Annotated in this window: 22 protein-coding genes; 11 read left to right on the top strand and 11 right to left on the bottom strand. The window is 65.3% G+C overall.

Going from position 1 to position 25,228, the window contains the following annotated elements; translation table 11 throughout:
- Positions 1-234: 234 nt before the first annotated feature.
- Entirely contained in the window at positions 235-561 is a 327-nt protein-coding gene (locus tag QX108_RS04030; protein WP_315720244.1) for a hypothetical protein, read from the top strand.
- Between the two features lie 209 nt (positions 562-770).
- Here the strand turns inward: QX108_RS04030 and uvrA are convergent, their stop codons facing one another.
- From uvrA to QX108_RS04000, 6 genes are all read right to left on the bottom strand, one after another.
- Positions 771-3,833 carry an excinuclease ABC subunit UvrA gene (gene uvrA / locus QX108_RS04025; protein WP_315778653.1) on the bottom strand — a complete coding sequence of 1,021 codons (3,063 nt, stop codon included), beginning with the start codon at positions 3,831-3,833 and terminating at the stop codon, positions 771-773.
- 327 nt (positions 3,834-4,160) lie between these two features.
- The gene (locus QX108_RS04020; RefSeq protein WP_172108639.1) at positions 4,161-4,805 is read right to left on the bottom strand and encodes an outer membrane protein; all 645 of its coding nucleotides are present in this window, start codon (positions 4,803-4,805) and stop codon (positions 4,161-4,163) included.
- Between the two features lie 290 nt (positions 4,806-5,095).
- The gene (locus QX108_RS04015) at positions 5,096-5,824 is read right to left on the bottom strand and encodes a porin family protein (protein ID WP_315778656.1); all 729 of its coding nucleotides are present in this window, start codon (positions 5,822-5,824) and stop codon (positions 5,096-5,098) included.
- 216 nt (positions 5,825-6,040) lie between these two features.
- Positions 6,041-6,823, bottom strand: a complete 783-nt coding sequence (locus QX108_RS04010) for an outer membrane protein (RefSeq protein WP_172133156.1) — start codon at positions 6,821-6,823, stop codon at positions 6,041-6,043.
- A 314-nt stretch (positions 6,824-7,137) separates the two neighbouring features.
- Entirely contained in the window at positions 7,138-7,893 is a 756-nt protein-coding gene (locus QX108_RS04005) for an outer membrane protein (protein ID WP_172108645.1), read from the bottom strand.
- Positions 7,894-8,086: 193 nt separating this feature from the next.
- Complete coding sequence (locus QX108_RS04000) at positions 8,087-8,830, bottom strand: outer membrane protein (protein WP_315720241.1); 744 nt, start codon at positions 8,828-8,830, stop codon at positions 8,087-8,089.
- Positions 8,831-9,312: 482 nt separating this feature from the next.
- Between QX108_RS04000 and QX108_RS03995 the strand changes: the two genes are divergently transcribed.
- The 3 genes from QX108_RS03995 to gyrA all read left to right on the top strand — a co-directional run bounded on the left by QX108_RS03995 (position 9,313) and on the right by gyrA (position 13,362).
- Positions 9,313-9,816 (top strand): single-stranded DNA-binding protein, encoded by a 504-nt coding sequence (locus QX108_RS03995; protein WP_172133154.1) that lies wholly within the window; start codon positions 9,313-9,315, stop codon positions 9,814-9,816.
- Positions 9,817-10,043: 227 nt separating this feature from the next.
- The gene (locus tag QX108_RS03990) at positions 10,044-10,442 is read left to right on the top strand and encodes a DUF2306 domain-containing protein (protein ID WP_315778659.1); all 399 of its coding nucleotides are present in this window, start codon (positions 10,044-10,046) and stop codon (positions 10,440-10,442) included.
- Positions 10,443-10,611: 169 nt separating this feature from the next.
- Entirely contained in the window at positions 10,612-13,362 is a 2,751-nt protein-coding gene (gene gyrA / locus QX108_RS03985) for a DNA gyrase subunit A (RefSeq protein ID WP_315720240.1), read from the top strand.
- A gap of 102 nt (positions 13,363-13,464) precedes the next feature.
- On the opposite strand, the gene QX108_RS03980 is transcribed toward gyrA, so the two are convergent.
- On the bottom strand, positions 13,465-13,722 hold the full coding sequence (locus tag QX108_RS03980; RefSeq protein ID WP_315720239.1) for a hypothetical protein: 258 nt from the start codon (positions 13,720-13,722) through the stop codon (positions 13,465-13,467).
- A gap of 284 nt (positions 13,723-14,006) precedes the next feature.
- Here QX108_RS03980 and coaD point away from each other — a divergent pair, with 284 nt between their 5' ends.
- The 4 genes from coaD (at position 14,007) to queA (ending at position 17,072) form a co-directional block, all read left to right on the top strand.
- Positions 14,007-14,501: a pantetheine-phosphate adenylyltransferase gene (gene coaD / locus QX108_RS03975; RefSeq protein WP_172133151.1), complete on the top strand. Its 495-nt coding sequence runs from the start codon at positions 14,007-14,009 to the stop codon at positions 14,499-14,501.
- A 76-nt stretch (positions 14,502-14,577) separates the two neighbouring features.
- Positions 14,578-15,141, top strand: coding sequence for a peptidylprolyl isomerase (locus QX108_RS03970; protein WP_172182996.1), 564 nt, complete (start codon positions 14,578-14,580; stop codon positions 15,139-15,141).
- A 273-nt stretch (positions 15,142-15,414) separates the two neighbouring features.
- A complete protein-coding gene (locus QX108_RS03965) occupies positions 15,415-15,879 on the top strand; it encodes a peptidylprolyl isomerase (RefSeq protein WP_172108659.1) in 465 nt (154 codons plus the stop codon).
- 98 nt (positions 15,880-15,977) lie between these two features.
- Positions 15,978-17,072: a tRNA preQ1(34) S-adenosylmethionine ribosyltransferase-isomerase QueA gene (gene queA / locus QX108_RS03960; RefSeq protein WP_315778663.1), complete on the top strand. Its 1,095-nt coding sequence runs from the start codon at positions 15,978-15,980 to the stop codon at positions 17,070-17,072.
- 349 nt (positions 17,073-17,421) lie between these two features.
- Here the strand turns inward: queA and QX108_RS03955 are convergent, their stop codons facing one another.
- Positions 17,422-18,459, bottom strand: a complete 1,038-nt coding sequence (locus tag QX108_RS03955; RefSeq protein WP_315778665.1) for an aspartate-semialdehyde dehydrogenase — start codon at positions 18,457-18,459, stop codon at positions 17,422-17,424.
- A gap of 273 nt (positions 18,460-18,732) precedes the next feature.
- On the opposite strand from QX108_RS03955, the gene tgt reads away from it, so the two are divergent.
- Positions 18,733-19,887 (top strand): tRNA guanosine(34) transglycosylase Tgt, encoded by a 1,155-nt coding sequence (gene tgt, locus QX108_RS03950; RefSeq protein WP_315778667.1) that lies wholly within the window; start codon positions 18,733-18,735, stop codon positions 19,885-19,887.
- 137 nt (positions 19,888-20,024) lie between these two features.
- On the opposite strand, the gene QX108_RS03945 is transcribed toward tgt, so the two are convergent.
- Positions 20,025-20,243 (bottom strand): hypothetical protein, encoded by a 219-nt coding sequence (locus QX108_RS03945; protein WP_008962685.1) that lies wholly within the window; start codon positions 20,241-20,243, stop codon positions 20,025-20,027.
- A gap of 482 nt (positions 20,244-20,725) precedes the next feature.
- Here QX108_RS03945 and cysK point away from each other — a divergent pair, with 482 nt between their 5' ends.
- Together cysK and QX108_RS03935 are read left to right on the top strand one after the other, a co-directional pair.
- Positions 20,726-21,694: a cysteine synthase A gene (cysK, locus tag QX108_RS03940; RefSeq protein WP_315720234.1), complete on the top strand. Its 969-nt coding sequence runs from the start codon at positions 20,726-20,728 to the stop codon at positions 21,692-21,694.
- Between the two features lie 2 nt (positions 21,695-21,696).
- Positions 21,697-21,936, top strand: coding sequence for a BrnA antitoxin family protein (locus QX108_RS03935; protein WP_172108669.1), 240 nt, complete (start codon positions 21,697-21,699; stop codon positions 21,934-21,936).
- A gap of 135 nt (positions 21,937-22,071) precedes the next feature.
- Here the strand turns inward: QX108_RS03935 and QX108_RS03930 are convergent, their stop codons facing one another.
- Both QX108_RS03930 and QX108_RS03925 read right to left on the bottom strand, forming a co-directional pair.
- Complete coding sequence (locus QX108_RS03930; RefSeq protein WP_315720233.1) at positions 22,072-23,493, bottom strand: caspase family protein; 1,422 nt, start codon at positions 23,491-23,493, stop codon at positions 22,072-22,074.
- Between the two features lie 180 nt (positions 23,494-23,673).
- On the bottom strand, positions 23,674-25,134 hold the full coding sequence (locus QX108_RS03925; protein WP_172182977.1) for a caspase family protein: 1,461 nt from the start codon (positions 25,132-25,134) through the stop codon (positions 23,674-23,676).
- Between the last annotated feature and the right edge of the window lie 94 nt (positions 25,135-25,228).

Genomic DNA, 25,228 nt, shown 5'->3' with positions numbered 1-25,228 from the left:
GTCACACGACAGTTTGAGTTCGTGTGAGTTCAGCAAGCCCGTCGCTCGACACGAGCGGCGGGTTTGTCGTTTGAGGCCGTCCGTCGGCCGCTGAGGCCAATTGCGGCTTGGATCATGTCATCGCGGGAACGTGAGCGCCGCGTTGTGTCGCACAAATCTTGTGAGCACCGGCGGAACCGCTGCCGCATCGATGGTGTTTGTTCCCCGATGAATTTGGAACAAGGGAGCAAGCTCATGACACGCACGTTTGGATTGGCCGCGCTGACCGCCGTCACGCTGGTGGCCGGCACCGTCGGCGCCTCGGCCGGCGAGTACGGCCCAGGCGGCTACGGCTATGGCGGCCAGATCACCAGCACCTATGCCTATCGCGACTCCTACGCCTGGGCGCCGGGCCCGGTCTATGAGGAAGGCTACGTCGCCGTCGCGCCGGGCCCGTATGCGGGCCCGGGCTGGGGCGCCGGCTACAACGGCACCAACCACCCGACCCCGAGCTCGACCCAAGGCGACGTCGGCCCGTGGGGCAACAACAACGGCACGCGGAGTGGGTATTATCGGTGGTGAGTTGAGTTCGAAGAACCACAATCGGGCCCGTCGCTCTTGGCTGAGCGGCGGGCTTTCGTTTTGAAACGACGCCGTCTCTGCGGGCCTCATTGCGAGGAGCGGAGCGACGAAGCAATTCAGGGTGGCGGGCGGGACTCTGGATTGCTTCGCTTCGCTCGCAATGACGGCGGCGCAGGCAGAGGTGTTGCGCTGTACCCCGGGCTACGGTGCTACTCGGCCGCCTCACTGGCCGCGCCACGCCCGCGCTTCTTCGGCTTGGCTGACTTCTCCAGCACCGGCTTCAGGAACTGCCCGGTATAGCTGCGCGGCGCTTTGACGATGTCCTCGGGCGGGCCCCAGGCGACGATCTCGCCGCCGCCGTCGCCGCCTTCGGGGCCTAAGTCGATCACCCAGTCGGCGGTCTTGATGACCTCGAGATTGTGCTCGATGACGACCACCGTGTTGCCCTGCGCGACAAGCTCGTGCAGCACTTCCAGGAGCTTCTTGACGTCGTGGAAGTGCAGGCCGGTGGTCGGCTCGTCGAGGATGTAGAGCGTGCGGCCGGTGGCGCGCTTCGACAGCTCCTTGGCGAGCTTGACGCGCTGGGCCTCGCCGCCGGACAGGGTGGTGGCCTGCTGCCCGACATGGATGTAGTCGAGGCCGACGCGGCGGAGGGTCTCGAACGTGTCGCGGACGCGCGGCACGGCCTTGAAGAACTCGGCGGCCTCCTCGACGGTCATGTCGAGCACGTCGGCGATCGACTTGCCCTTGAACAGCACGTCGAGCGTCTCGCGGTTGTAGCGCTTGCCCTTGCAGACGTCGCAGGTGACGTAGACGTCGGGCAGGAAGTGCATCTCGATCTTGATGACGCCGTCGCCCTGGCACGCCTCGCAGCGGCCGCCCTTGACGTTGAAGGAGAAGCGGCCGGGCTCGTAGCCGCGCGCCTTGGCCTCGGGCAGGCCGGCGAACCATTCGCGGATCGGCGTGAACGCACCGGTATAGGTCGCGGGGTTGGAGCGCGGGGTGCGGCCGATCGGCGACTGGTCGATGTCGATGATCTTGTCGATGTGCTCCAGGCCCTCGATGCGGTCGTGTGGCGCCGCTGCCTCGTTGGCGCCGTTGAGCTTGCGCGCGATCGCCTTGTAGAGCGTGTCGATGAGAAGCGTCGACTTGCCGCCGCCGGACACGCCGGTGATGGCCGTGAACAGGCCGAGCGGAATCTCGGCCGAGACGTTCTTGAGATTGTTGCCGCGCGCGTTGACGACCTTGATGGTGCGGCGATGGTTCGGCGGCCGCCGCTCGGGCACCTCGACCTCGAGCTCGCCGGTGAGATATTTGCCGGTCAGCGATTTCGGATTGCGCATGATCTCGGCCGGCGTGCCCTCGGCGACGATGTGGCCGCCATGGGTGCCGGCGCCCGGGCCGATGTCGAGCACGTAGTCGGCCAAGCGAATGGCGTCCTCGTCATGCTCGACGACGATCACGGTGTTGCCGAGGTCGCGCAGCCGCTTCAGGGTGTCGAGCAGCCGGGAATTGTCGCGCTGGTGCAGGCCGATCGAGGGTTCGTCGAGCACGTAGAGCACGCCGGTCAGGCCCGAGCCGATCTGAGAGGCCAGGCGGATGCGCTGGCTCTCGCCGCCGGACAGGGTGCCGGAGGAGCGGGCGAGGGTCAGGTAGTTCAGGCCGACGTCGAGCAGGAAGGTGAGGCGGTCGCGGATCTCCTTGAGGATGCGCGTGGCGATCTCGGTCTGCTGCGCGTTGAGCTGCGCCGGCACCTCGGCGAACCATTCGCCGGCCGCCTTGACGCTGAGATCCGAGATCTCGCCGATGTGCTTGCCGCCGACCTTGACGCACAGCGCCTCGGGCTTCAGCCGGAAACCCTTGCAGCCGGCGCAGGGCACGTCGTTGAAGTATTTGCCGAGCTCCTCGCGCGCCCATTCGCTCTCGGTCTCGCGGAAGCGGCGCTCGATATTGGTGATGACGCCCTCGAACGGCTTCTTGGTGTCGTAGGAGCGGACGCCGTCCTCATAGGTGAACTTGATCTCGTCGTCGCCGGAGCCGTGCAGCAGGGCGTTCTGCGTCTTCTTCGGCAGGTCCTTCCACTTGGTGTCGAGCGTGAACTTGTAGAACTTGCCGAGCGCGGTCAGCGTCTGCAAATAATACGGCGACGACGACTTGGCCCACGGCGCGATCGCGCCCTTGCGCAGGGTGACGTCCTTGTCGGGAATGACGAGGTCGGCATCGACATGCTGCTCGACGCCGAGGCCGCCGCATTCCGGGCAGGCGCCATAGGGATTGTTGAACGAGAACAGCCGCGGCTCGATCTCGGGAATCGTGAAGCCGGAGACCGGGCAGGCGAACTTCTCCGAGAACAGGATGCGCTCGGGCCCGCTCTTGTCGTGAATCTTGGCCACCTTCTTCTTCTCGTCATGGCCGGGCTTGACCCGGCCATCCATCTCCTTCGAAGAGGATGGATCACCGGGTCTCGCGCCTTCGGCGCGGCCCGGTGATGACGAGGAGGGGCTGGGATCGGCAAATTCGACCACGGCAAGGCCCTCGGCCAGCTTCAGCGCGGTCTCGAAGCTTTCCGCAAGGCGCTGGCCGATGTCCGGGCGCACGACGATGCGGTCGACGACGACGTCAATGTCGTGCGGGAATTTCTTGTCGAGAACCGGCGCCTCGGCGAGCTCGTGGAAGGTGCCGTCGATCTTGACGCGCTGAAAGCCCTTCTTGAGATATTCGGCGAGCTCCTTCTTGTACTCGCCCTTGCGTCCGCGCACGACCGGCGCCAACAGATACAGGCGGGTGCCCTCGGGTAGCGCCAGCACGCGGTCGACCATCTGCGACACGGTCTGGCTCTCGATCGGCAGGCCGGTCGCCGGCGAGTAGGGCACGCCGACGCGCGCCCACAGCAGGCGCATGTAGTCGTAGATCTCGGTGACGGTGCCGACGGTGGAGCGCGGGTTCTTCGAGGTCGTCTTCTGCTCGATCGAGATCGCCGGCGACAGGCCGTCGATCTGGTCGACGTCCGGCTTCTGCATCATCTCCAGGAACTGGCGCGCATAGGCCGACAGCGATTCGACGTAGCGGCGCTGGCCCTCGGCATAGATCGTGTCGAAGGCGAGCGACGACTTGCCGGAGCCGGAGAGGCCGGTGAACACGACGAGCTTGTCGCGCGGAATCTCGACGTCGATGTTCTTGAGATTGTGCTCGCGGGCGCCACGGATGGTGATCGCCCGCAGGCTCGACTGATTGGCTTGCGCGCGCTGCTTGGCCTTGAGCACTTCATCCATGACGATCGTCCCACGGCGCAAGGCTGCGCCATCGTTGCAGGCGCGTTCGCCGGAAGCCGGCCATCGGACGCCAAGGGAAAAGGTATCGTCGGAACGTAGGAAGAACGAGGCCGGATTTCCAGTGCCGCCAGCGAATCATCAACAATGCGCTCGAGGAATGGCAGCGAATGGCAGGAGCGGAACCGGTTCGGCAATCCAGCGGGCGGACTCGCGGCGAAGAATGCGCAATCAGCGGGACGAGCCGGCAAAGAAAAAGCCTCCGCTCTTGGGAAGCGGAGGCCTTGTGCGTTGGCCCGGAGGCCGAGATCCCGCCCGAAGGCGAAAATCTTAGAAGTGGTAGTTGATGCCGACCTGACCCGAGTGCACGTTGAGCGTGCCGGTGGCCAGAGTGCCCAGACCGGTGAAGGTGTAGCTCTCACCGCCGAAGCTCTTGTAGAGGTATTCGCCCTTGAGCGACCACTGCGGAGCGAACATCCATTCTGCGCCGGCACCGACCGTCCAGCCGGAGTGGATCTTGCTGTCCGACAGGCTGATGCCAGGAGCCGACAGGGTGATGCGGTTGTCGGCCCAGGCGTAACCGCCGGTGACGTACAGCAGGGTCGGGCCGAAGGCGTAGCCGAGACGGCCACGAACGGTGCCCCAATCACGGATCTTCGAGTTGGCGGTCACGCCGAGAGCGGTCGCCGACGCGGAGATGTCAGCCCAAGCAGCGTCAGCCTCGAGGCCGAACACGACAGCGCCCTGCTGCCAGTTGTAGCCGATGGTGCCACCGGCGAAGCCACCCTTCATCGCGGCGAAGTCGGCGTCCTCGTTGGCATAGCCACCCATCGCACCGATGTAGAAACCGGTCCAGGTCATGACCGGCGCGAGAACCGGGGCCTTGGTGTAGGTCGGGCGCGCAGCGAGATCAGCGGCGGCAGCGGGAGCGGCCAGGGCGGCCAGGGCCACGGTCGCGAGCAGGATCTTCTTCATTCTTGTCTCCAGTTTAGTCCGTGAAGTCCGCGTCGCATCGAAAGCCTTACGCACGAAACAGACTCACCCGTTCAAGTTGACGACCATCCTATAGCCGGGTTCCTAGCGGATTGCCGTCACCCAGAAGCCACACTCGGGACGAAACCGGACATTTACGGGACGGTTCCCAAAACATAAGGCCACACAATGGCTTGGTTCCATGTGTGACCGATGCGTCGGGGGTGTCGCACGGGCAACAAAAAAGCCGGCTTGCGCCGGCCTTTCAGAAAACACAACTTGATAACGGTCGATCAATACTTCGCGACGACCGGGCCGCCGAACCGGTAGTTCAACCGCGCCGTGAACAGGTCGACATCCTGCTTGATGTTGTCGGTCTGGGTGAAGACCGCGCCGCGGAACGGGACGTTCGTGTTGCCCATGAACAGGTGATCGTACTCGAAGCCCACCGACCAGCCCGGCGAGAAGGCGTATTCGACACCGGCGCCGACCGACGCTCCCCACTTGGTCACGGTCGTGGTGGCCAGCACGCTGTTGATCACGCCGGAGAAGATCTCGTACTTGGTGTCGGTGACGGCCGCGCCGCCCTTGGCGTAGAGCAGAACGTTGTCGAAGGAATAGCCGATCTGGCCGGTGAACAGGCCGAAGGCGTTGAGCTTGGTGCGGTTGCGGTCGGGCGCAAACACCGGGCTGACGTTGTTGCCGGTGAGGTCAGCCCAGTTGCCCTGTGCCTCGAGGCCGAACACGACAGAGCCCATCTGCCAGCGGTAGCCGAACTGGCCGCCGATCGTGCCGCCGGTGGCGTTGTGGCAGCCCTCGGCGGGGCCATTCACGAGCGTCCAGCAATTGCGGCTCGTGCCGTAGCCGCCGTTGATGCCAAGGTAGAAGCCGCTCCAGTCGTTGATGGCGACCGTCATCGGGGGCGCCTTGGTGTACGGGCGGGCTGCCATGTCGGCCGCCGAAGCGGACGTGGCGGTTGCGATGCCGACGAGGGCCGTCGTGATCACAAGCAACTTCTTCATCAAATTCTCCCCCGGGAGTTGGAATGACAAGCGATGGAAACGTTCATACACGGGGCATCCCGGAGATGCTGTAACGCGTGCGCCACAACGATGAAAAAGCGTTATAAATCAAATATTTAACACAAAACGGCCGTTTCGGTGCCGAGCTCTGGACACGAAAAAGGCCGGCGGGGTCGCCGGCCTTTTCCAAGCCCGTCGGATGAGACGTCTTCAGCGTCAGTAGCGCGTGACCGGAGCGCCGAATCGGTAGTTGACGCGGACCGTGGCCATGTCGATGTCCTGCTTGATGGTATCGACGCGTGAGTTCACGGTTGCCGTGGCCGGGAAGCTGATGTCACGCGAGCCCATGAAGAGGTGGTCGTACTCGACCGCGACCGACCAGTTCGGCGCAAAGCCGAACTCGACGCCGGTGCCGACGGTGCCGCCCCAGCGAGTCTCGCTGGCGGAGTCCAGCAGCGTGCCGACCGGGAAGGGAGCGGCGGCGTTGGCGGTGCCGGTGTATTTGTTGTGCGTGACCGCCGCACCGCCCTTCACGTACCAGAGCACGTTGCCCCAGGCGTAGCCGACCTGGCCGGTGAACAGGCCGATGGCGTCGGTCTTGGTGGTGTTGGTGATTCCGGCTGCCAGTGCGGCCGTGCTGGCGTTCGATGATTTGAGGTCGGTCCAGTTGCCCTGGGCTTCCAAGCCGAACACCCAGCTGGCGGCCTGCCAGCGGTAGCCGACCTGACCGCCGATCAGACCGCTGCTCGCATTGTGGCAGCCCTCAGACTGCGTCGGAGCGACGGGCACGCCGCCGATGTTGTTCAGCGTCCAGCAATTGCGGCTCCAATCGGCGCCGCCGTTGACGCCGAGATAGAACCCGGCCCAGCTCGGCAGCGGCGTGACATAGGCCGGCGGCGGCGCCTTGCCATAGGGGCGCGCAGCAAAGTCGGCGGCCGATGCCGGGGCCAGCCCCAGCAATGCGACGCCCGCAGTCGTGATCAGAGTGGTCTTGTCCATGTGTCTCTCCCCAGTCCCAGAATGGCTGTCGCCGGATCCCTCCGATCCGGCCCGCGTGTGGCCTGTCGCTGGTTGTAGGAGAGACTGATTTCTAAAAACTGAGACCGGCGGGCCGGGCAGGGCGAGATGTGTCGATCGTGCTTAAGCAGATGTAAATCACGCGGCGCCGACCAATCCATGGAGGCAGGAAGTCATGCCTGTTCGCGTGTCGCCGGCCTCCGAGCCTCGCGCCGAAGGCCACACCTGTGCGCCAAAGGAAATGCGCGCTCCCGAGCAACGATTCTGGAAGAGAGGACGAGATCGGCGATCGGAGGTCAGTGCTTGGAGACGACCGGGCCGCCCCAGCGGTAGTTGACGCGGACCGTGGCCATGTCGACGTCCTGGCCGACCGTATCGGTCCGGGTCGCCGCACCGGCGGGAACGCCTGAGAAGTTCAGGGCCTTATTGCCCATGAAGATGTGCTCATACTCGGCGCCGACCGACCAGTTCTTGCCAAAGCCGACTTCGACACCGGTGCCCACCGTGGCGCCCCACCTCGTGGCGCTCGATTGGTCGAATGTCGCTCCCGTCGCGGTCGTGAGACCGTTGTACTTTTCGTTTGCGACCGCGGCGCCGCCCTTCACGTACCAGAGCACGTTGTTCCAGGCATAGCCGATCTGGCCAGTGAGCAGGCCGACGCCATTGACCTTGGTCTGGTTGGTCACGGCCGGAGCCAGCTGGCTGGTGTTGCTGCCCTTGAGGTTGGCCCAGTTGCCCTGGCCTTCGACGCCGAACACCCAGCTGCCGGTCTGCCAGCGATATCCGATCTGGCCGCCGGCCAGTGCACCGGCCGCATCATGGCAGCCTTCGGCATTGGTCGCTGCGACGCCGCCGAACGCCACATTGTTGGTCCAGCAGGTGCGTGCCGAGCCGCCACCGGCGTTCAGGCCGAGATAAAAGCCGCTCCAATCATAGATCGTCGTGATCATCGCGGGCGCCTTGGTGAAGGTGCGCGCGGGCAAATCGGCAGCGATGGCCGGCGCAATCCCCAGCGCCAGCGAAGTTGTCGCCCCCAGCAACAGCCTTCTCATCGCATTCCCCAAACCAAGTCCGACGCCCGCACGCACGCTCTCACCAACGCCCACCCGCGCCGTCTTGATAGACCCTTCCGTGGTAAAAAGCCGTCACCCAAACGACACAGCGGCCCAGCAAGTGCCGGTTTCGGCACGCAAAAAAAGGCCGGCACGAGGCCGGCCTTTCGACATATTCGCGGTTCGCGTGCAATCAGTAGCGGGACACGCTCGGGCCACCGAAGTGGTAGGAGACGCCAGCCTTGACGGTGTGGATGGTGTCGTTCCACTCCGAGCGGTTGGTCGCGACCGGCGAGTACTGGATCGAGCTCTTGCCGAAGTCGAGGTAGTTGTACTCGACCTTAGCCGACCAGTTCTGAGCGAACATGTACTCGGCACCGGCGCCGATCGTCCAACCCCAACGCCAGTCGTTGGTCACGAACGAGTTGCCGGGAACGCCATCGTAGCGATGCTGCAGATCGCCGACGGCGGCACCGCCGCTGACGAAGAACAGCGCAGGACCGGCCGCCCAGCCGAGCCGGCCCTTGATGTCGCCGAAGCCGCGCAGCTTGGTGAAGTAGGTGTCACCGACGCCGGCGTTGATCACGGCCGAGCGGCCGTCGATGTCCGCCCAGTGGTAGTCACCTTCGAGACCGAACACGATGTTATCGACCTGCCAATTGTAGCCGATCACGCCGCCGGCGAAGCCGCCGGTGATGTCGTAACGCTGCGTGCCGGCGAAGATCGCTGTATTCGGCGCGCCGAAGAAGGTCTCATCGCTGCGGCCCCAGCCGCCGCCGCCCTGCAGACCGAGGTAGAAGCCGGCCCAGGTCGGAAGCGGAGCCGGCGCCATCACCGGGGCCTTCGTGTACGGGCGGGCGGCGAGATCGGCGGCTCCCGCCGGCGTCAGCGCCCCCAAAACCATCAAGCTGACAGCTCCAAGAAAAATTCTTTTCATCCCAACATTCATCCCAAGTCTCCCGCGTTGGGCGCCCCGACATTCGTCCCCGGAGGCGCACTTCTGTGAGGTGGCGCGACCGCCTTGGCGGCCTCAATCCATCCGAAAATATACGCGATTCAACCCTGGATACCGTCTCCCAAAAGCCACAGGCGCGGAGGATATGAGGCGAGCTAACTTAATGAAAGTTAATCGCTTTTTCGTGATTAAGGGAACTTTTAGCGGGTTCCATTTCGGGAACTTCCGGTTCCCTTGGGTTCCCTCGAGTTCCATGGAACTCGCTGTCTGGTTGTGTGCACAGTATCGCGAACAAAACTGGAACAATCGCACCCGGAGTGCTATATGTGGATAAGCAGCGAGAAAGCAGGTGGCTGGCGCGGCAACCGTATAGGGTCCGGCGCGAGAGGAAGGGTTAGCCACCTTGTGCCGACAGGCCGGTGGAGACGACCGGTCCGGTGATCTGAAAACCGCGGGAGAGTGTGATGGCGGGTAGCGTGAACAAGGTGATTCTGGTCGGCAATCTCGGGAAGGACCCGGAGATCCGGCGCACGCAGGATGGTCGGCCGATCGCCAATCTGAGCATCGCGACCTCCGAAACGTGGCGCGACAAGGGGACGGGCGAGCGCAAGGAGAAGACCGAGTGGCACCGCGTGGTGATCTTCAATGAAGGTCTGTGCAAGGTCGCCGAGCAGTATCTCAAGAAGGGCGCCAAGGTGTACATCGAGGGTGCATTGCAGACCCGGAAATGGACCGACCAGAGCGGCGTCGAGAAGTATTCGACCGAGGTGGTGCTGCAGGGTTTCAACTCGACGCTGACCATGCTCGATGGCCGTGGCGGCGGGGGCGGCGGCAGCTTCTCCGACGACATGGGAGGCGGCGATTTCGGCAGCAGCGGACCGTCGATGGCGCCGCCGCGCCGCGCGGTCGCCTCGGCCGGTGGTGGCGGACGCAGCAACAGCGACATGGACGACGACATTCCGTTCTGAGGCGCGCGAATTCTCTGCCTATGTGAGACGGCTTCCGTCCTGTCTGGAACGGCAGCCGGAGCGGTTTGAGCCCTGCACGCGATCACGTGAGGCCGATGCCTTGCCGGTCGTCGTGCGGGAGGCGTGAAACGGCAGGTCGCAGCGAAGAGCCGTGCTTGCTGGCGCGATCGACATCGACGTCAGCGAGCCCTTCGCGACGCCCGGCCCGCTGACCACGGGGGGTGATCATGAGCTTCGCACCGTTGCTCGCCGCCGAGCCTGCCGTCGTTCTGCATGCCTTTGCGGCGATGACGGCATTCGGGTTGGGAGTGGTTCAGTTCGCCGCGCCGAAGGGCACCGTGCCGCATCGAACGATGGGCTGGATCTGGGTCGCCCTGATGGCCGCGGTGGCGGTCAGCTCGTTCTGGATTCACACCATCCGGCTGGTCGGTCCATTCAGCCCGATCCACCTGCTGTCGCTCTACACGCTGGCCATGCTGCCGCTCGCGATATGGGCTGCACACCGCCATCGGGTGGCGGCGCATCGCCGGGCCATGATCATGCTGTTTTCCGGCGCCCTGGTGATCGCCGGACTGTTCACGCTGCTGCCGGGACGGATCATGCACAGGGTGGTCTTCGGGGTCTAGCAAGAGCGCTGCCGCCGCGTGCGCCGGGCGGCTGTGCCGTTCGGTTAAGTGACTGGAAAGGCGAGCAGAAAAAGCGCGCTCCTGACCCGCTTGGGGGTGGCCTGCGGGGCCGCCATGCGCTATATGATTCCAAGCGATTTTCGCGTGTCAAAACCGACCGGTATCCCCTTTGTCCGATAAAGAAGATGAGAAGCCCGGCGAGCCGGGCGGACCTTCCGACATTCGTCCCGTTTCCATCCTCGACGAGATGAAGCGCTCCTATCTCGATTACGCGATGAGCGTGATCGTGTCGCGAGCGCTGCCCGATGCGCGTGACGGCCTGAAGCCGGTGCACCGCCGCATCCTGTACTCGATGTACGAGCAGGGGCACACGCCGGACAAGAAGTACGTCAAGTCCGCGCGCGTGGTCGGTGACGTCATCGGTAAATACCATCCGCATGGCGACCAGTCGATCTACGACGCCATGGTGCGCATGGCGCAGGACTTCTCGATGCGCGTGCCGTTGATCGACGGCCAGGGCAATTTCGGCTCGGTCGACGGCGATCCGCCGGCCGCGTATCGATACACCGAGGCGAAGCTCGCCAAGTCCGCGATCCCGCTGCTCGACGACATCGACAAGGACACCGTCGACTTCCAGCCGAACTACGACAATTCGGACAAGGAGCCGTCGGTTCTTCCGGCCAAGTTCCCGAACCTGCTCGTCAACGGCGCCGGCGGCATCGCGGTCGGCATGGCCACCAACATCCCGCCGCACAATCTCGGCGAGGTGATCGATGCCTGCATCGCGCTGATCGACAATCCTGCGCTCACGATCGATGATCTCATCAACATCATCCCGGGGCCGGACTTTCCCACCGGCGGCATCATCCTGGGCCGCGCCGGCATCCGCTCGGCCTATCATCTCGGCCGCGGCTCGATCATGATGCGCGGCAAGGTGACGATCGACACGATCCGCCGGGATCGCGAGGCGATCATCATCTCCGAGATTCCCTACCAGGTGAACAAGGCCACCATGGTCGAGCGCATCGCCGAGCTGGTGCGCGAGAAGAAGATCGAAGGCGTCGCCGACCTGCGCGACGAGAGCGACCGCGAGGGCTACCGCGTCGTCGTCGAGCTGAAGCGCGACGCGGTGCCGGACGTCGTGCTCAACCAGCTCTACAAGTTCACGCCGCTGCAGACGAGCTTCGCGGCCAACATGCTGGCACTGGACGGCGGCCGCCCGCAGACGATGAACTTGAAGGACCTGCTGACGATCTTCGTCGCGTTCCGCGAGCGTGTCGTCACGCGCAGGACCAAGTATCTGCTGAACAAGGCGCGTGACCGCGCCCACATCCTGGTCGGCCTCGCGGTGGCCGTGGCCAATATCGACGAGGTCATCCGGGTGATCAGGACCTCGCCCGATCCCGCGACCGCGCGCGAGGCGCTGATGTCGCGCGACTGGCCGGCACGCGACGTCGAGGCCATCATCACGCTGATCGACGATCCGCGCCATCGTCTTTCCGAGGACGGCACCATCCGGCTGTCGTTCGAGCAGGCCAAGGCGATTCTCGACCTGCGGCTGCAGCGGCTGACCGCGCTCGGCCGCGAGGAGATCTCCGACGAGCTCGACAAGCTCAAGATCGAGATCAACGACTACCTCGACATCCTGCGCTCGCGGGCGCGGGTGCAGGGAATCATCAAGGACGAGCTGACCGCCATCAAGGCCGAGTTCGGCACGCCCCGCCGGACCCTGATCGCCGAGCAGGAAGGCGAGGTCGAGGACGAGGACCTGATCCAGCGCGAGGACATGGTCGTGACCGTGTCTCACGCCGGCTACACCAAGCGCGTGCCGCTGTCGGCCTATCGGGCGCAGCGCCGCGGCGGCAAGGGCCGCTCGGGCATGCAGACCCGCGAAGAGGATTTCGTCAGCCGGCTGTTCGTGGCCTCCACGCACACGCCGGTGCTGTTCTTCTCGTCGCGCGGCCAGGTCTACAAGGAGAAGGTCTGGCGGCTGCCGATGGCAGCTCCCAACGCGCGCGGCAAGGCGCTGATCAACATCCTGCCGCTGGAGCAGGGCGAGCGCATCACCACCATCATGCCGCTGCCGGAGGATGAATCCTCCTGGGCCAATCTCGACGTGATGTTCGCCACCACGGGCGGCAACGTCCGGCGCAACAAGCTGTCGGACTTCGTCGATGTCAGGCGCTCCGGCATCATCGCCATGAAGCTCGACGAGGGCGAGGAGATCGTCAACGTGCAGATCTGCACCGAGCGCGACGACGTGCTGCTCACGGCCTCCGGCGGCCAGTGCATCCGCTTCCCCGTGACCGATGTGCGGGTCTTTACCGGACGCACCTCGATGGGCGTGCGCGGCATCGCGCTGGCGGAGGCCGACAAGGTGATCTCGCTGTCGATCCTGCGCCATGTCGAGACCACTTCGGACGAGCGCACGGCGTATTTGAAGATGCGCCGCGCCATGGCAGGCGAGACGACGGCCGAGGAGCCGGTCGAGAGCGAAAGCGAGGAGGCGGCCGCCGGCTCGATCCAGCTGTCGCAGGAGCGCTACGTCGAGATGTCGGCGCAGGAGCAGGTGGTGCTGACCGTGTCCGTCAACGGCTACGGCAAGCGCACCTCGTCCTACGAGTACCGCACCACCGGCCGCGGCGGCAAAGGCATCGTCGCGATGTCGGTCAACAACCGCAACGGCAAGCTGGTCGCGTCATTCCCGGTCGAGGATGGCGACCAGATCATGCTCGTGACCGACAAGGGCCAGTTGATCCGTTGTCCGGTCGACGGCATCCGCATTGCCGGCCGCTCCACTCAGGGCGTCATCGTGTTCAACACCGCCGATGACGAGCACGTCGTCTCTGTCGAGCACATCGGTGAGGAGACGGAGAATGGCAATGGCGGGAATGGCGCCGAAGGGGCGAATGGCGAATAGGGAGTAGCGAAGTGAGACGAATCGGATCTCACCTACTCGCTACTCGCTACTCGCTACTCGCTACTCGCTACTCGCTACTCGCTACTCGCTACTCGCTATCTTTCATTGCGTCCGATCGACTCCGACGATACGGGCTTCCCGGATCGTGGTCTTCGTTCCGGCGCCGCGCAGGCAGGCGGCTTCGAAATTCGGCCAGGCCTGCTGCGAGCAGTCGCGGCCGATCGGGCGGAAGTCCAGGCGATCACCCTTGGCCAGCGGCTGCGGCACGCTGGCGTTCACTTCCGGGGCGAGGCCGGGCAGGACGGTGAGGGCGGCAGCCACGAAGCCGGCCGCTGCAACGGCAGAAAGCGCTTTGATCATGACGGTCCCCTGTGGTTGGGCCGTTCGGCCCGTCGTTCGTTAAGGATTTGATAACCATTTCCGGTTTCGAGACGCTTTCGCCGGGGCGACCAATTGGTTTCGTCGCGTCGCGGACGTGTTTCGTGGCCGATGTTCCGACGAAACAATCGCGGCAGCGGTTCGGTGGTTCCGGTAGCCTTTCGTCGCGGGAGCGGCCCTGTGGCGCCGGCCCGAGCCCATCACAGCCGCGCCAGGGCAGGCGAGGGCGGCTTGCCGGCCTGTTCCGGCCGGTATAGGACGGACGCATGCAACGCATTGCGCTCTATCCGGGCTCGTTCGATCCCGTCACCAACGGCCATCTCGACGTGGTCCGGCAGGCCGTTCACCTTTGCGACAAGCTCATCGTCGCGGTCGGCGTGCATCACGGCAAGAAGCCGCTGTTCTCGACCGAGGAGCGGCTGGCGATGGCCCATGAGGTGTTCGGCCCGATCGCGGCCGCCGCCGGCTGCGCCTTCGATGCTTCGACCTATGACAATTTGACGGTCACGGCCGCTGCGAAGGCCGGTGCGATCATGATGATCCGCGGCCTGCGCGACGGCACCGATCTCGACTACGAGATGCAATTGGCGGGCATGAACCAGACCATGGCACCGGCGATCCAGACGGTGTTCGTGCCGGCCTCCGTGCCGGTCCGCCCGATTACCGCGAGCCTCGTGCGGCAGATCGCTGCGATGGGGGGCGAGATCTCGCATTTCGTCCCGCCATCGGTGGTGGCTCCCCTGAAAGCCAAGTTTGCCTGACGTCCCGGCGTCCGGCAACTCCCGGCGCCAGACCGCCTTCTCGAGCGTTTCCTCTCATCCTGACTTCGGAGTTGCCATGATCCGCGCTCTCGCCTTCGTCTTTGCTCTCGTGTTCGCGCTGCCCGCGCTGGCGCAATCGCTTCCCGCCGGCCTCGACAAGCAGAATGCGCTGGTCATCGACACCACCAAGGGCCGCATCGTCATCAAGCTGCGCACGGACCTGGCGCCGCAGCACGCCGAACGGCTGAAGACGCTGGCGCGCGAAGGCTTTTACAACAACGTGCCGTTCCACCGCGTCATGGACGGCTTCATGGCGCAGACCGGCGACGGCCAGAACTTCAACGGCACCGGCGGCTCAAAATATCCGAACCTGAAGCAGGAGTTTTCTCAGACGCCGTTCAAGCGCGGCACCGTCGGCATGGCGCGGCGCGGCGACAGCGTCGATTCCGCCAACTCGCAGTTCTTCATCTGCTTCGGCGACGCATCCTTCCTCAACGGCCAGTACACGGTGATCGGCGAGGTCGTGCAGGGCATGGACGTGGTCGACAAGCTCAAGAAGGCGCCTCCGGGCTCGGCGGGCGGCGCCGTGACCGACCCGGACAAGATGGTCAAGGTCCAGGTCGCCTCCGATATCAAGTAAGCTCGGAGGGCAGGGTCACCCGGACTCACGTCCGGGTTCCCAAGGCCTTAAGGAACCTTTTGCCACGCATCGCCCGTTGCATCGACAGGACGGGCGGCTTCAGCTTTAAGCGCGTTGGGTCTAATCTGGACCCGCATCGCCCGGGCCCCGTTGTGCTCGGAGGGCCGTCAGGAGGGGTGGCGGCCGCACATGAGGAGGCGCCGCGACATTTCAGACCCCGAACTGTCCGTTGTCCTGCCCCTCATCAATTCCAACCAGAACCGAGAGACCAGCATGGCTGTGACCGAAAATACCTTGATCCTCGAGACCACCCAGGGCCCCGTCACCATCGAGATGCGTCCCGATCTCGCGCCGGGCCATGTCGCGCGCATCAAGGAGCTCGTCCGCGAGGGCTTCTATGACGGCATCGTCTTCCACCGCGTGATCGACGGCTTCATGGCGCAGACGGGCTGTCCGCAGGGCACCGGCACCGGCGGCTCCGGCAAGAAGCTGAAGGCCGAGTTCAACGCCGAGCCGCACGTCCGCGGCACCGCCTCGATGGCCCGCGCCGCCAACCCGGACTCCGGCGACAGCCAGTTCTTCATCTGCTTCGACGACGCCCGCTTCCTGGACAAGCAGTACACGGTCTGGGGCAAGGTCACCGACGGCATGGAGAACGTCGACAAGATCAAGCGCGGCGAGCCGGTGCAGAATCCCGACAAGATCGTGAAGGCCTACATGGCCGCCGACGCGGCGTAGCATCGCGGCAGGGCCGCGATGAGCGAGTAGGGAGTAGCGAATAGCGAGTAGAACTCTATTCCCTATTCGCCATTCCCTATTCGCCATTCGCTCTCATCATGCGCACCGATCTCTTCGACTTCCTTCTCCCGCCCGAGAACATCGCGCTGCGCCCCGCAAGCCCGCGGGAGTCGGCGCGCATGCTCGTGGTGCAGGGCGATGGGGTGCTGCGCGACCGCACCGTCGGCGATCTGCCGGACTGGCTCGAGCCCGGCGATCAGCTCGTCGTCAACGACACCAAGGTGATCGCGGCCCAGCTTTCCGGCCGCCGCATCAGCCGCGAGACAGAGGCCAAGATCGAGGCCACCTTGATCAAACGGCTCGACGGCTCGCGCTGGCAGGCGCTGGTGCGGCCGGCCAAGAAGCTCGCGCCGGGCGATACGGTCCGCTTCGGCAACGAGGGCAAGGTCTGCCTGCTCGGCCATCTCGACGCCCTCGTCGAGGCCAAGGGCGAGGAGGGCGAGGTGACGCTGGCCTTCGTGTTCCATGGCCCGGCGCTCGATCAGGCGATCGCCGATCTCGGCCGCCCGCCGCTGCCGCCCTACATCGCGGGCAAACGGCCCGCGGACGAGCAGGACGCGGCCGACTATCAGACCATGTTCGCGGCCAGGGAGGGCGCCGTGGCTGCGCCCACGGCCGGGCTGCATTTCACGCCGGCCTTGGAGGAACGGCTACGCGAGCGCGGGGTCGGGCTGCAGCGCGTGACGTTGCATGTCGGGGCCGGCACGTTTCTTCCGGTGAAGGTCGAGGACACCGAAGGCCACCGCATGCATGCGGAGTGGGGGAGCCTCACGCCGGACACCGCCGCTGCGCTGAACGAGGCCCGCGCCCAAGGCGGCCGCATCGTCGCCGTCGGCACCACGTCGCTGCGGCTCCTCGAGAGCGCGGCGCAGCCCGACGGCACCATCGCGCCGTTCGAGCAGGAGACCTCGATTTTCATCACGCCCGGCTATCGCTTCCGCGCGGTCGACATCCTGATGACCAACTTCCATCTGCCGCGCTCGACCCTGTTCATGCTGGTCTCGGCCTTCGCGGGGCTGGAGACGATGCAGGCGGCGTATGCACATGCGATCAGCAGCGGCTACCGGTTCTATTCGTATGGCGATGCGTGCTTGTTGTTCCGGCAGCAGGGCGAGCGGGTCGTCGAGCCCTAGGTCCATCGGCTTGTCATTCCGGGGCATCGCGAAGCGATGAGCCCGGAATCCATACCCACGAGCGTCCAATGTCTTGAAGACTGGCGCCACATCCATCTCGTGTCCCATGACCGCCTGTGGCTATGGATTCCGGGCTCGCGCTGCGCGCGCCCCGGAATGACTCCCTAGAAGGACGTAGGGTTGGTCTTGGTGAGCGCTGAGCCGTCACGGCACACCCCGCCGCCATTCCCCGCGAAGGCGGGGAATCCAGTACGCCGTTGCGGATCGGCTGATCACAGGTGCCGGTGGGTACTGGATCACCCGCTTTCGCGGGTGATGGCAGCTTGCGGTGTCGCGAGCGCGTGCCGCCTTACGCCATCGCGCGCTCCGGCAGCAGCTCGGCGATCTGCACCGCGTTCAGCGCGGCGCCCTTGAGCAGCTGGTCGGCGGCGACGAACATCGCGATCGAATGGCCGGACGGATCCGACAGGTCCTTCCTGATGCGCCCCACCAGAACGTCGTCCTGGCCGGAGGCGTCGACCGGCATCGGGAAGTAGTTCTTGGTGCGATCGTCGACCACGCGCACGCCCGGTGCGGTCGCGAGGATACGACGCACTTCGTCTTCCGTGATCGGCTTCTCGCACTCGAAGGTGATGGCTTCGCAATGCGCGCGCAGCACCGGCACGCGGACACAGGTGACGCCGATGGCGATGCCTTCGTCCTCGAAGATCTTGCGGGTCTCGTTGATGACCTTGGTCTCTTCGTCATTGTAGCCGGTGTCGGGATCGATGGCAGTGTTGTGGCTGAACAGGTTGAAGGCGAAGGGATGCGGCATCACCTTGGGCGCATAGACCTGGCCGTTGAGGCTCGCGCGGGTCGACTGCACCAGCTCGTCCATCGCCGCCGCACCGGCGCCGCTGGCGGCCTGGTAGGTCGAGATGACCACGCGCTTGATGCGGTTCTGCTGGTGGATCGGCCACAGCGGCACCAGGGCGGTGATCGCCGCGCAGTTCGGATTGGCGATGATGCCCTTGTGGTCGCGGATGCGGCGAGCGTTGATCTCGGGGATCACGAGAGGCACGTTCGGGTCCATGCGGAACGCCGAGGAATTGTCGACGACGACGGCGCCAGAGCGCACCGCAATCGGGGCGAACTTCTTGGAGATGCCGCTGCCCGCCGAGAACAGCGCGATGTCGACGCCCTCGAACGAGCGCTCATTGAGCTCCTCGATCACGATCGTCTGGCCGCGGAAGGTCAGGGTCTGGCCGGCCGAGCGGGCGCTCGCCAGCGCCTTCAGTCTGCCGACGCGGACGTTGCGGCGGTCCAGGGTGGCGATGAACTCGGCGCCGACCGCGCCGGTGACGCCGACGATGGCAATGGTGGGATCTTGGCGGGAATCTTGGGGCACGTCTCGAAGTCTCCGGTTGAAATTTGGGCATAAAAAAAGCCCCGGACCTTCATCAGGCGGGGCTTCGGTTCGAAGATGGTCGCGATCGAGGTCGATTACGCGCGCACGCCTCCCGAGTCCCCCTGGGGCTTGGTGGTTTTCGTCGTGCGTTTGGTCGAGGTCGTCATGGCGCGGGACCATAGGGGCGCGCGGAACCGCCGTCAACGGCCGTTAAGCGTCAAATACGGCCGATCGCGGTTGAAACGTCGCCCATCCTGACGCAATAAGCCGGCCATGAGTTCCTCGGCTAGCGACCTTCCCAACCATTTCGAACTGCTCGGCAATGACGGCGTGGCCCGTACCGGCCGGCTGACGACCCCGCATGGCGTGGTGCGCACCCCGGCCTTCATGCCGGTCGGCACTGCCGGCGCCATGAAGGGCATCCACTGGCGCGACGTCCGCGAGGCCGGCGCCGACATCGTGCTCGGCAACACCTACCACCTGATGTTGCGGCCTACCGCGGAGCGCATCGCCGCCCTTGGCGGCCTGCAGCGCTTCACCGGCTGGGGTGGGCCGATGCTGACGGATTCCGGCGGCTTCCAGGTGATGTCGCTGTCGGGCCTGCGCAAGGTGACCGAGCAGGCCGTGACGTTCCGCTCGCATATCGACGGCGCCAAGATCGAGCTGTCGCCGGAGCGCGCCATCGAGGTGCAGCGGCTGCTCAACTCCGACATCGCGATGCAGCTCGACGAATGCGTGCGGCTGCCGGCCGAGCCTGACGACATCGAGCGCGCGATGCGGCTGTCGCTGCGCTGGGCCGAGCGCTGCCGCCGGGCGTTCGAGAGCGCGCCCGCCGGCTACATGCTGTTCGGCATCGTGCAGGGCGGCGACGTGCCCGCGCTGCGCATCGCCAGCGCGCAGGCGCTGGTCGACATCGGCTTTCACGGCTATGCGATCGGCGGCCTGGCTGTCGGCGAGCCGCAGGCGGTCATGCTGGAGATGATCGAGGCGACCGCGCCGGCATTGCCGGCCGACCGTCCGCGCTATCTGATGGGTGTCGGCACGCCGGACGATCTCCTGGAGTCCGTCAGACGCGGCATCGACATGTTCGACTGCGTGCTGCCGACCCGCAACGGCCGCCACGGCGTCGCCTACACACGCTTCGGGCCAGTGAACCTGCGGAATGCGCGTCACGCCGACGATCCGCGTCCGCTGGATGAGGAGAGCCCGTGGCCGGCGGCGCGCAGTTATTCGCGCGCCTATCTGCATCATCTGATCAAGGCCGGCGAGGCGCTCGGCGCCACGCTGCTGTCGGAGATCAACATCGCCTATTTCCAGCAGCTGATGGCCGGGATGCGCGAGGCGATCGCATCACGGCGCTTCACGGAATTCTACGAGCGCACCAAGGCGGATTGGGCGCGCGGCGACATTCCCGCACGCGCCGGCTGACGGCTCCCTCACAGGGGCCGCTCAGTGCGCCTCTTGGCATCAGATGGCTGGATGGACCTGGCAGACCGCCTCGGGGATACATCATGGCGTGACGGCTGCGGCGTCACACCATGGAACGCTTTCGGCCGCGATACCGTTCAATTGCAGACGAAGCGGCTCTTCACGGAATGCTTGGTGACGAAGCCGTAGCCGCAGGTGTCGCAGGTCCAGAGATAGCTGATCGCATTGTCGGCCAGATACGCCGATGCCTCCGCAGCTATCATGGAGTCCGCGCAAACCGGACAGGTCGGTAGATCACAGCCGCGCGGATCCGGACGGGGGGATGCGGTCGACATGAGATCAGCGAGTGCTGACATAGGGACCTCCTGGGCGATCTCTTTGTTGGTGATCTCTGTTTGAACGACGTCAATTTCGAACTGTGCAATTTCGAACGAGTCTATTTCCGACGAGTCCAACTTTCGCGGATATCGAGTCCGTCACACAAAGAGTTTGTCTGGGTGGTCTGTTCTTATGTGGGCTGTTCTTACGTGGTTCATTCTGCGGCGGCGATGCCGATCGCTGGGAACATCCTGCTTGTATCATTCCGAAGATGACATTTTGCTGATGCCCGCTCGGCCGCGATCGACGCCGAACCGTGAATCTCCGTCCGAAGATACACTGGGTTTGTTGACCTTGTCGCAACACAAATGCGTTGGTTTTTCGCAATTTAGCGACGACTTGTTGTGCGCCGCGGTCATCTTGCGATCGCGTAAACGTGCTTGCGCAGCGCAATAGGCTCGCTGAAGATGGCGAGGACCATTGTCAACGTCGCGCCGGAAGCGCGCAAAGGAGTGATTTGATGGAGTCGTCAGCTGCAACACAGCGTCCCGGACGCGGACGCGTATTTGATTCAATTGTCGAGGCGTTCGGCAATACGCCGATTGTGCGACTGCGAAAGCTGCCGGAGCAGCACGGCGTGAAGGCGACCATCCTCGCCAAGCTGGAATATTTCAATCCTGCGGCGAGCGTGAAGGATCGCATCGGCGTGGGCATGATCCTGGCGATGGAGCAGGCCGGGGTGCTGAAGCCGGATACCGTGCTGATCGAGCCGACCTCCGGCAATACCGGCATTGCGCTGGCCTTCGTGGCGGCGGCGCGCGGCTACAAGCTGAAGCTGGTGATGCCGGAGTCGATGTCCGTCGAACGGCGCAAGATGCTCGCCTTCCTCGGCGCGGAGATCGTGCTGACGCCGGCGGCGCAGGGCATGAAGGGCGCGATCGCGACCGCCGAGGAGCTGTTGCGAACCACACCGAACTCCGTGATGCCTCAGCAGTTCAAGAACCTCGCCAATCCCGACATCCATCGCCGCACCACGGCAGAGGAGATCTGGAACGACACCGCCGGCAATATCGACGTGTTCGTCGCCGGCGTCGGCACCGGCGGCACGATCACAGGCGTCGGTCAGGTGCTGAAATCACGCAAGCCTGGTCTCAAGGTGGTTGCGGTGGAGCCGGAGGAGAGCCCGGTGCTGTCGGGCGGGCAGCACTCGCCGCACAAGATCCAGGGCATCGGCGCGGGCTTCGTGCCCGATATTCTCGACCGCTCGGTCATCGACGAGATCGTCAAGATCAACAGCACGACCGCGATCGAGACCTCGCGGGCGCTGGCGCGCAACGAGGGCATCCCCGGCGGCATCTCCTCGGGCGCTGCGATCGCGGCGGCGATCGAGCTCGGCAAGCGGCCGGAGAACGCCGGCAAGACGATCCTGGCCATCGTGCCGTCGTTCTCCGAGCGCTATTTGTCCACGGCGCTGTTCGAGGGAATCTGATCATGGCTGACCAGCCGCGGCGTCCCCGGACCCTGGCCGACGCCCGCACCGAGGCCGAGGCCGCCTTCAAGAAGGTGACCACCAAGCCGGTGGAGGCGCCGCCGAAGAAGGCGGCGGTCCCCGGCGTCCGCGAGCAGGTGACGTTGCGGATCGACCAGGACGTGCTCGAGCACTTTCAGTCCGAAGGGCCGGGTTGGCAGGAGCGAATGAACGCTGCCTTGCGCAAGGCCGCGGGGCTCTGAGCGAGATTGAAGCGAGGAAGCGGCGGACCGTGTCTCTGCCGCTTCGGGGGCCGCGCGGGACATCGCTACGGGCGCGCTGTCTCGGCAGCGCTCTCTCGGCAGCGACTGTCTTGCTGATCGTCGGGGCCGGGCCGCTCAGCGCCGGAACGCGCCGCCGAGCATGCCGCCCATCACGCCGCCGATGAAGGCCGCGCCGGCATCCGGGCCGCCGCTGCGGTGATAGCCGCCGCCACCGCCGCTGCTGCGCTGGGCCCGGCGCGCCGGACGTTCTTCATCAGTCGCGCTGGCCGTTGCAGCGGCCGGGACGATCTCGGCGAGCAGGGCCTTGTGCTGCAGCTTCGTGAGATAGCCGCTCGACGGATAGCCGCGCGCGGCCTGCCAGCGCTTGAGCACGGCGCGCGTCGGCTCGTCGAACTTGCCGGTGGCCTTGGTATCGAAGCCGAGACCCGTGAGGCGGCGCTGCACGTCGCGGCGCAGGCCCTTGTCGAGCCCGATCTGATCCTCGGTGACCTGCGTGCCCTGCTCGGTGAACGTGGCGGGGTCGATGCCGGTGGTCAGGTTGCGCGTTGTGGTCGAGGAGGGAGCATTCTCCAGCGAGGCCACCCGCGCCAGCGCCAGCGACCTGAACTGACCGTTCGGATAGTTGGTCAGATAGGCCTTGAGCTCCTCTGTCTTGTTGGTGTCCTTCACCGAACGCCAGAATTCGAGCTCGACGTCGTTCGCCGGCTGGGTGGCGACGGCCGCCGGGACGGTGCCCGCCGCAGCGACATTGCCGGCCGCGGGATTGAGATAGACGGCGCCGATCAGGTTGGTATGGCCCCAGGGCAGCTGGCCCTTGGCGGTCTCCTCGTTCACCTGGGCGCGGACCTGGGTCATCGCCTGCTGGATCTCGAGGCCCGGCTGGGTGATGTGTGCGATCAGGGCGCGGGTGAACGGGCTGTTGGTGCCGGCCTCGCCGTCGAGCGCGGTCTGGCCCGGACCGGTGGCGAACGCGATCAGGGTGCCTTCGCCGGATTTCATCTCGGCAAGGCCGGTCTGCACCGAGACGCTGCGCGTGGATGCAGCCGATCTGATCTTGGCCGCGAACGGGTTGTCGCGGCAGGCATCGAGGAATACCAGCTTGACCTTGGCATCGCCGAGCGTCTGGTCGAGCGTGACGTCGACATTGATCGCGGCGCCCAGCTTGGCGTCCATCTCGGACTTGATGTCGGCATCGACGGGTAGCAGGTAGTTTGTGCCGGAGATCGCGATGCCATGGCCGGCATAGTAGAACAGGGCGACGTCGGCGCCCTGGCTGCGGCGGCCGAACTCGAGCAGCTTCTCGGTCATCTGCTCGCGATTCAGATTGGTGCCCTCGACGACGTCGAAGCCGACATTGCGCAAGGTGACCGCCATGGCCTTGGCATCGACCGGCGGATTGGGCAGCTGGGCCACGTTTTTGTACGCGCCGTTGCCGACCACGAAGGCGACGCGCCGGTCGGCCCGGGCGGCGTCGACGCCGAGCGCTGACACGACGAGCGACAACACCCCCGCCGCAATGAGGCTGATCCCCCGCATCTGAAATCCCCCAGGCCAAAGCATGATGGACGACTGAAATCCGCCGTCATGTCTACACCAAAAAGCCGTGATTTGCCCAAGCCAAATCGATGGTTGCAGCGCAGGTGGTCGCGCCCACGAGACAGCAAAAAGCCCGTGCCGATCACGGCACGGGCTCGCGCATGTCAGGGATGCTGCAGCTTACCGGCGCAGGGCACTGCCGAGCACGCCGCCCATCATGCCGCCGATGAAGGCGGCGCCGGCAGCGTTGCCCGCGTTATCCTGCGGCGGCGGGTTGCGATAGACCGGCGCACCCTGGGGCGGCGGGCCGCCGGCGGCAACATTGCCGGCCGGCTTGGCGCGGCGGGGCTTGGCCTCGTCACCGACCGCGGCAGTCGCGGGCGCCGGCTGCGGCTCGGCGAGCAAAGCCTTGTGCTGCAGCTTGGTCAGGAAGCCGGTCGAGGGGTAGCCGCGCGCGGCCTGCCAGCGCTTCATCACGCCACGGGTCTCGTCGTCGAACACGCCGGTCATCTTGGTATCGAAGCCGAGACCGGTCAGGCGGCGCTGCACGTCGCGACGCTTGGTCTTGTCGAGGCCGATCTGATCCTCGCTGACCTGGGTGCCTTCCTCGGTGAAGGTCGCGGGGTCCACGCCCTTGGCGACGTTGCGGGTCGCGGTGTTGATGGCGCCGCTCTCGATCGAGGCGATACGCGCCATCGCCAGCGATTTGAACTGTCCGTTCGGATAGGTCGAGAGGTAGGCGTTGAGCTCCTCGGGCTTGTTGGAGTCCTTCACCGAGCGCCAGAACTCGAGCTCGGCCTCGGCAGCGGTCGGGCTCGCTGCGGCAGCAACCGGCGTGGTTCCGGCCGTGGCGGCCGTCGCAGCAGGTGCTGCGGCCGGATTGAGATAGACCGCGCCGATCAGGTTGGTGTGGCCCCAGGGCAGCTGGCCCTTGCTGGTCTCCTCGTTGACCTGCGCGCGTACCGAGGTCATGGCCTGCTGGATCTCGACGCCGGGCTGAGCGATGTGCGAGATCAGCGCGCGCGTGAACGGGCTGTTGCCGCCGGCGTCGCCGTCGAGCGCCGTCTGGCCGGGCCCCGTCGCGAACGCGATCAGCGTGCCTTCGCCCGATTTCATCTCGGCGAGACCCGTCTGCACCGACACGCTGCGCGTCGGTGAGTTCGACTTGATCTTGGCTGCGAACGGATTGTCACGGCAGGCGTCGAGGAACACCAGCTTGACCTTGGCATCGCCCATGGTCTGGTCGAGCGTCACGTCGATGTTGATCGCCGAGCCGAGCTTGACGTCCATCTCCGATTTCAGGTCGGCATCGACCGGCAGCAGATAGTTGGTGCCGGCGATCGCGATACCGTGGCCGGCGTAATAGAACACCGCAATGTCGGCGCCCTGCGCCTTGCGACCGAAGTCGAGCAGCTTCTCGGTCATCCTGTCGCGTGTGAGGTTGGTGCCTTCGACGACGTCGAAGCCGACATTGCGCAGGGTGGCCGCCATGGCCTTGGCGTCGACCGGCGGGTTTGGCAATTGAGCCACGCTCTTGTAGGCGCCGTTGCCGACGACGAAGGCGACGCGACGGTCCGCCTTGGCGGCCCCGGCCGTCAGCGCCATGCAGAGCAGCGACAAGGTGATGGTGAGAAAGCGCATCAGGAGATCCCCTAACGATCCAGCGAAGCGATCACTGCAGCATTTGTCGCCGTTCGAGCCGAAAAGTCTTGTTCCCAAACAAAAAATCTCGCTT

The organism is Bradyrhizobium sp. SZCCHNR1002 (assembly GCF_032381435.1).
Taxonomy (GTDB): Bacteria; Pseudomonadota; Alphaproteobacteria; order Rhizobiales; family Xanthobacteraceae; genus Bradyrhizobium; species Bradyrhizobium aeschynomenes.
The sequence above is the reverse complement of the archived record's forward strand: the minus strand, read 5'-3'. Positions and strand labels throughout refer to the sequence as shown.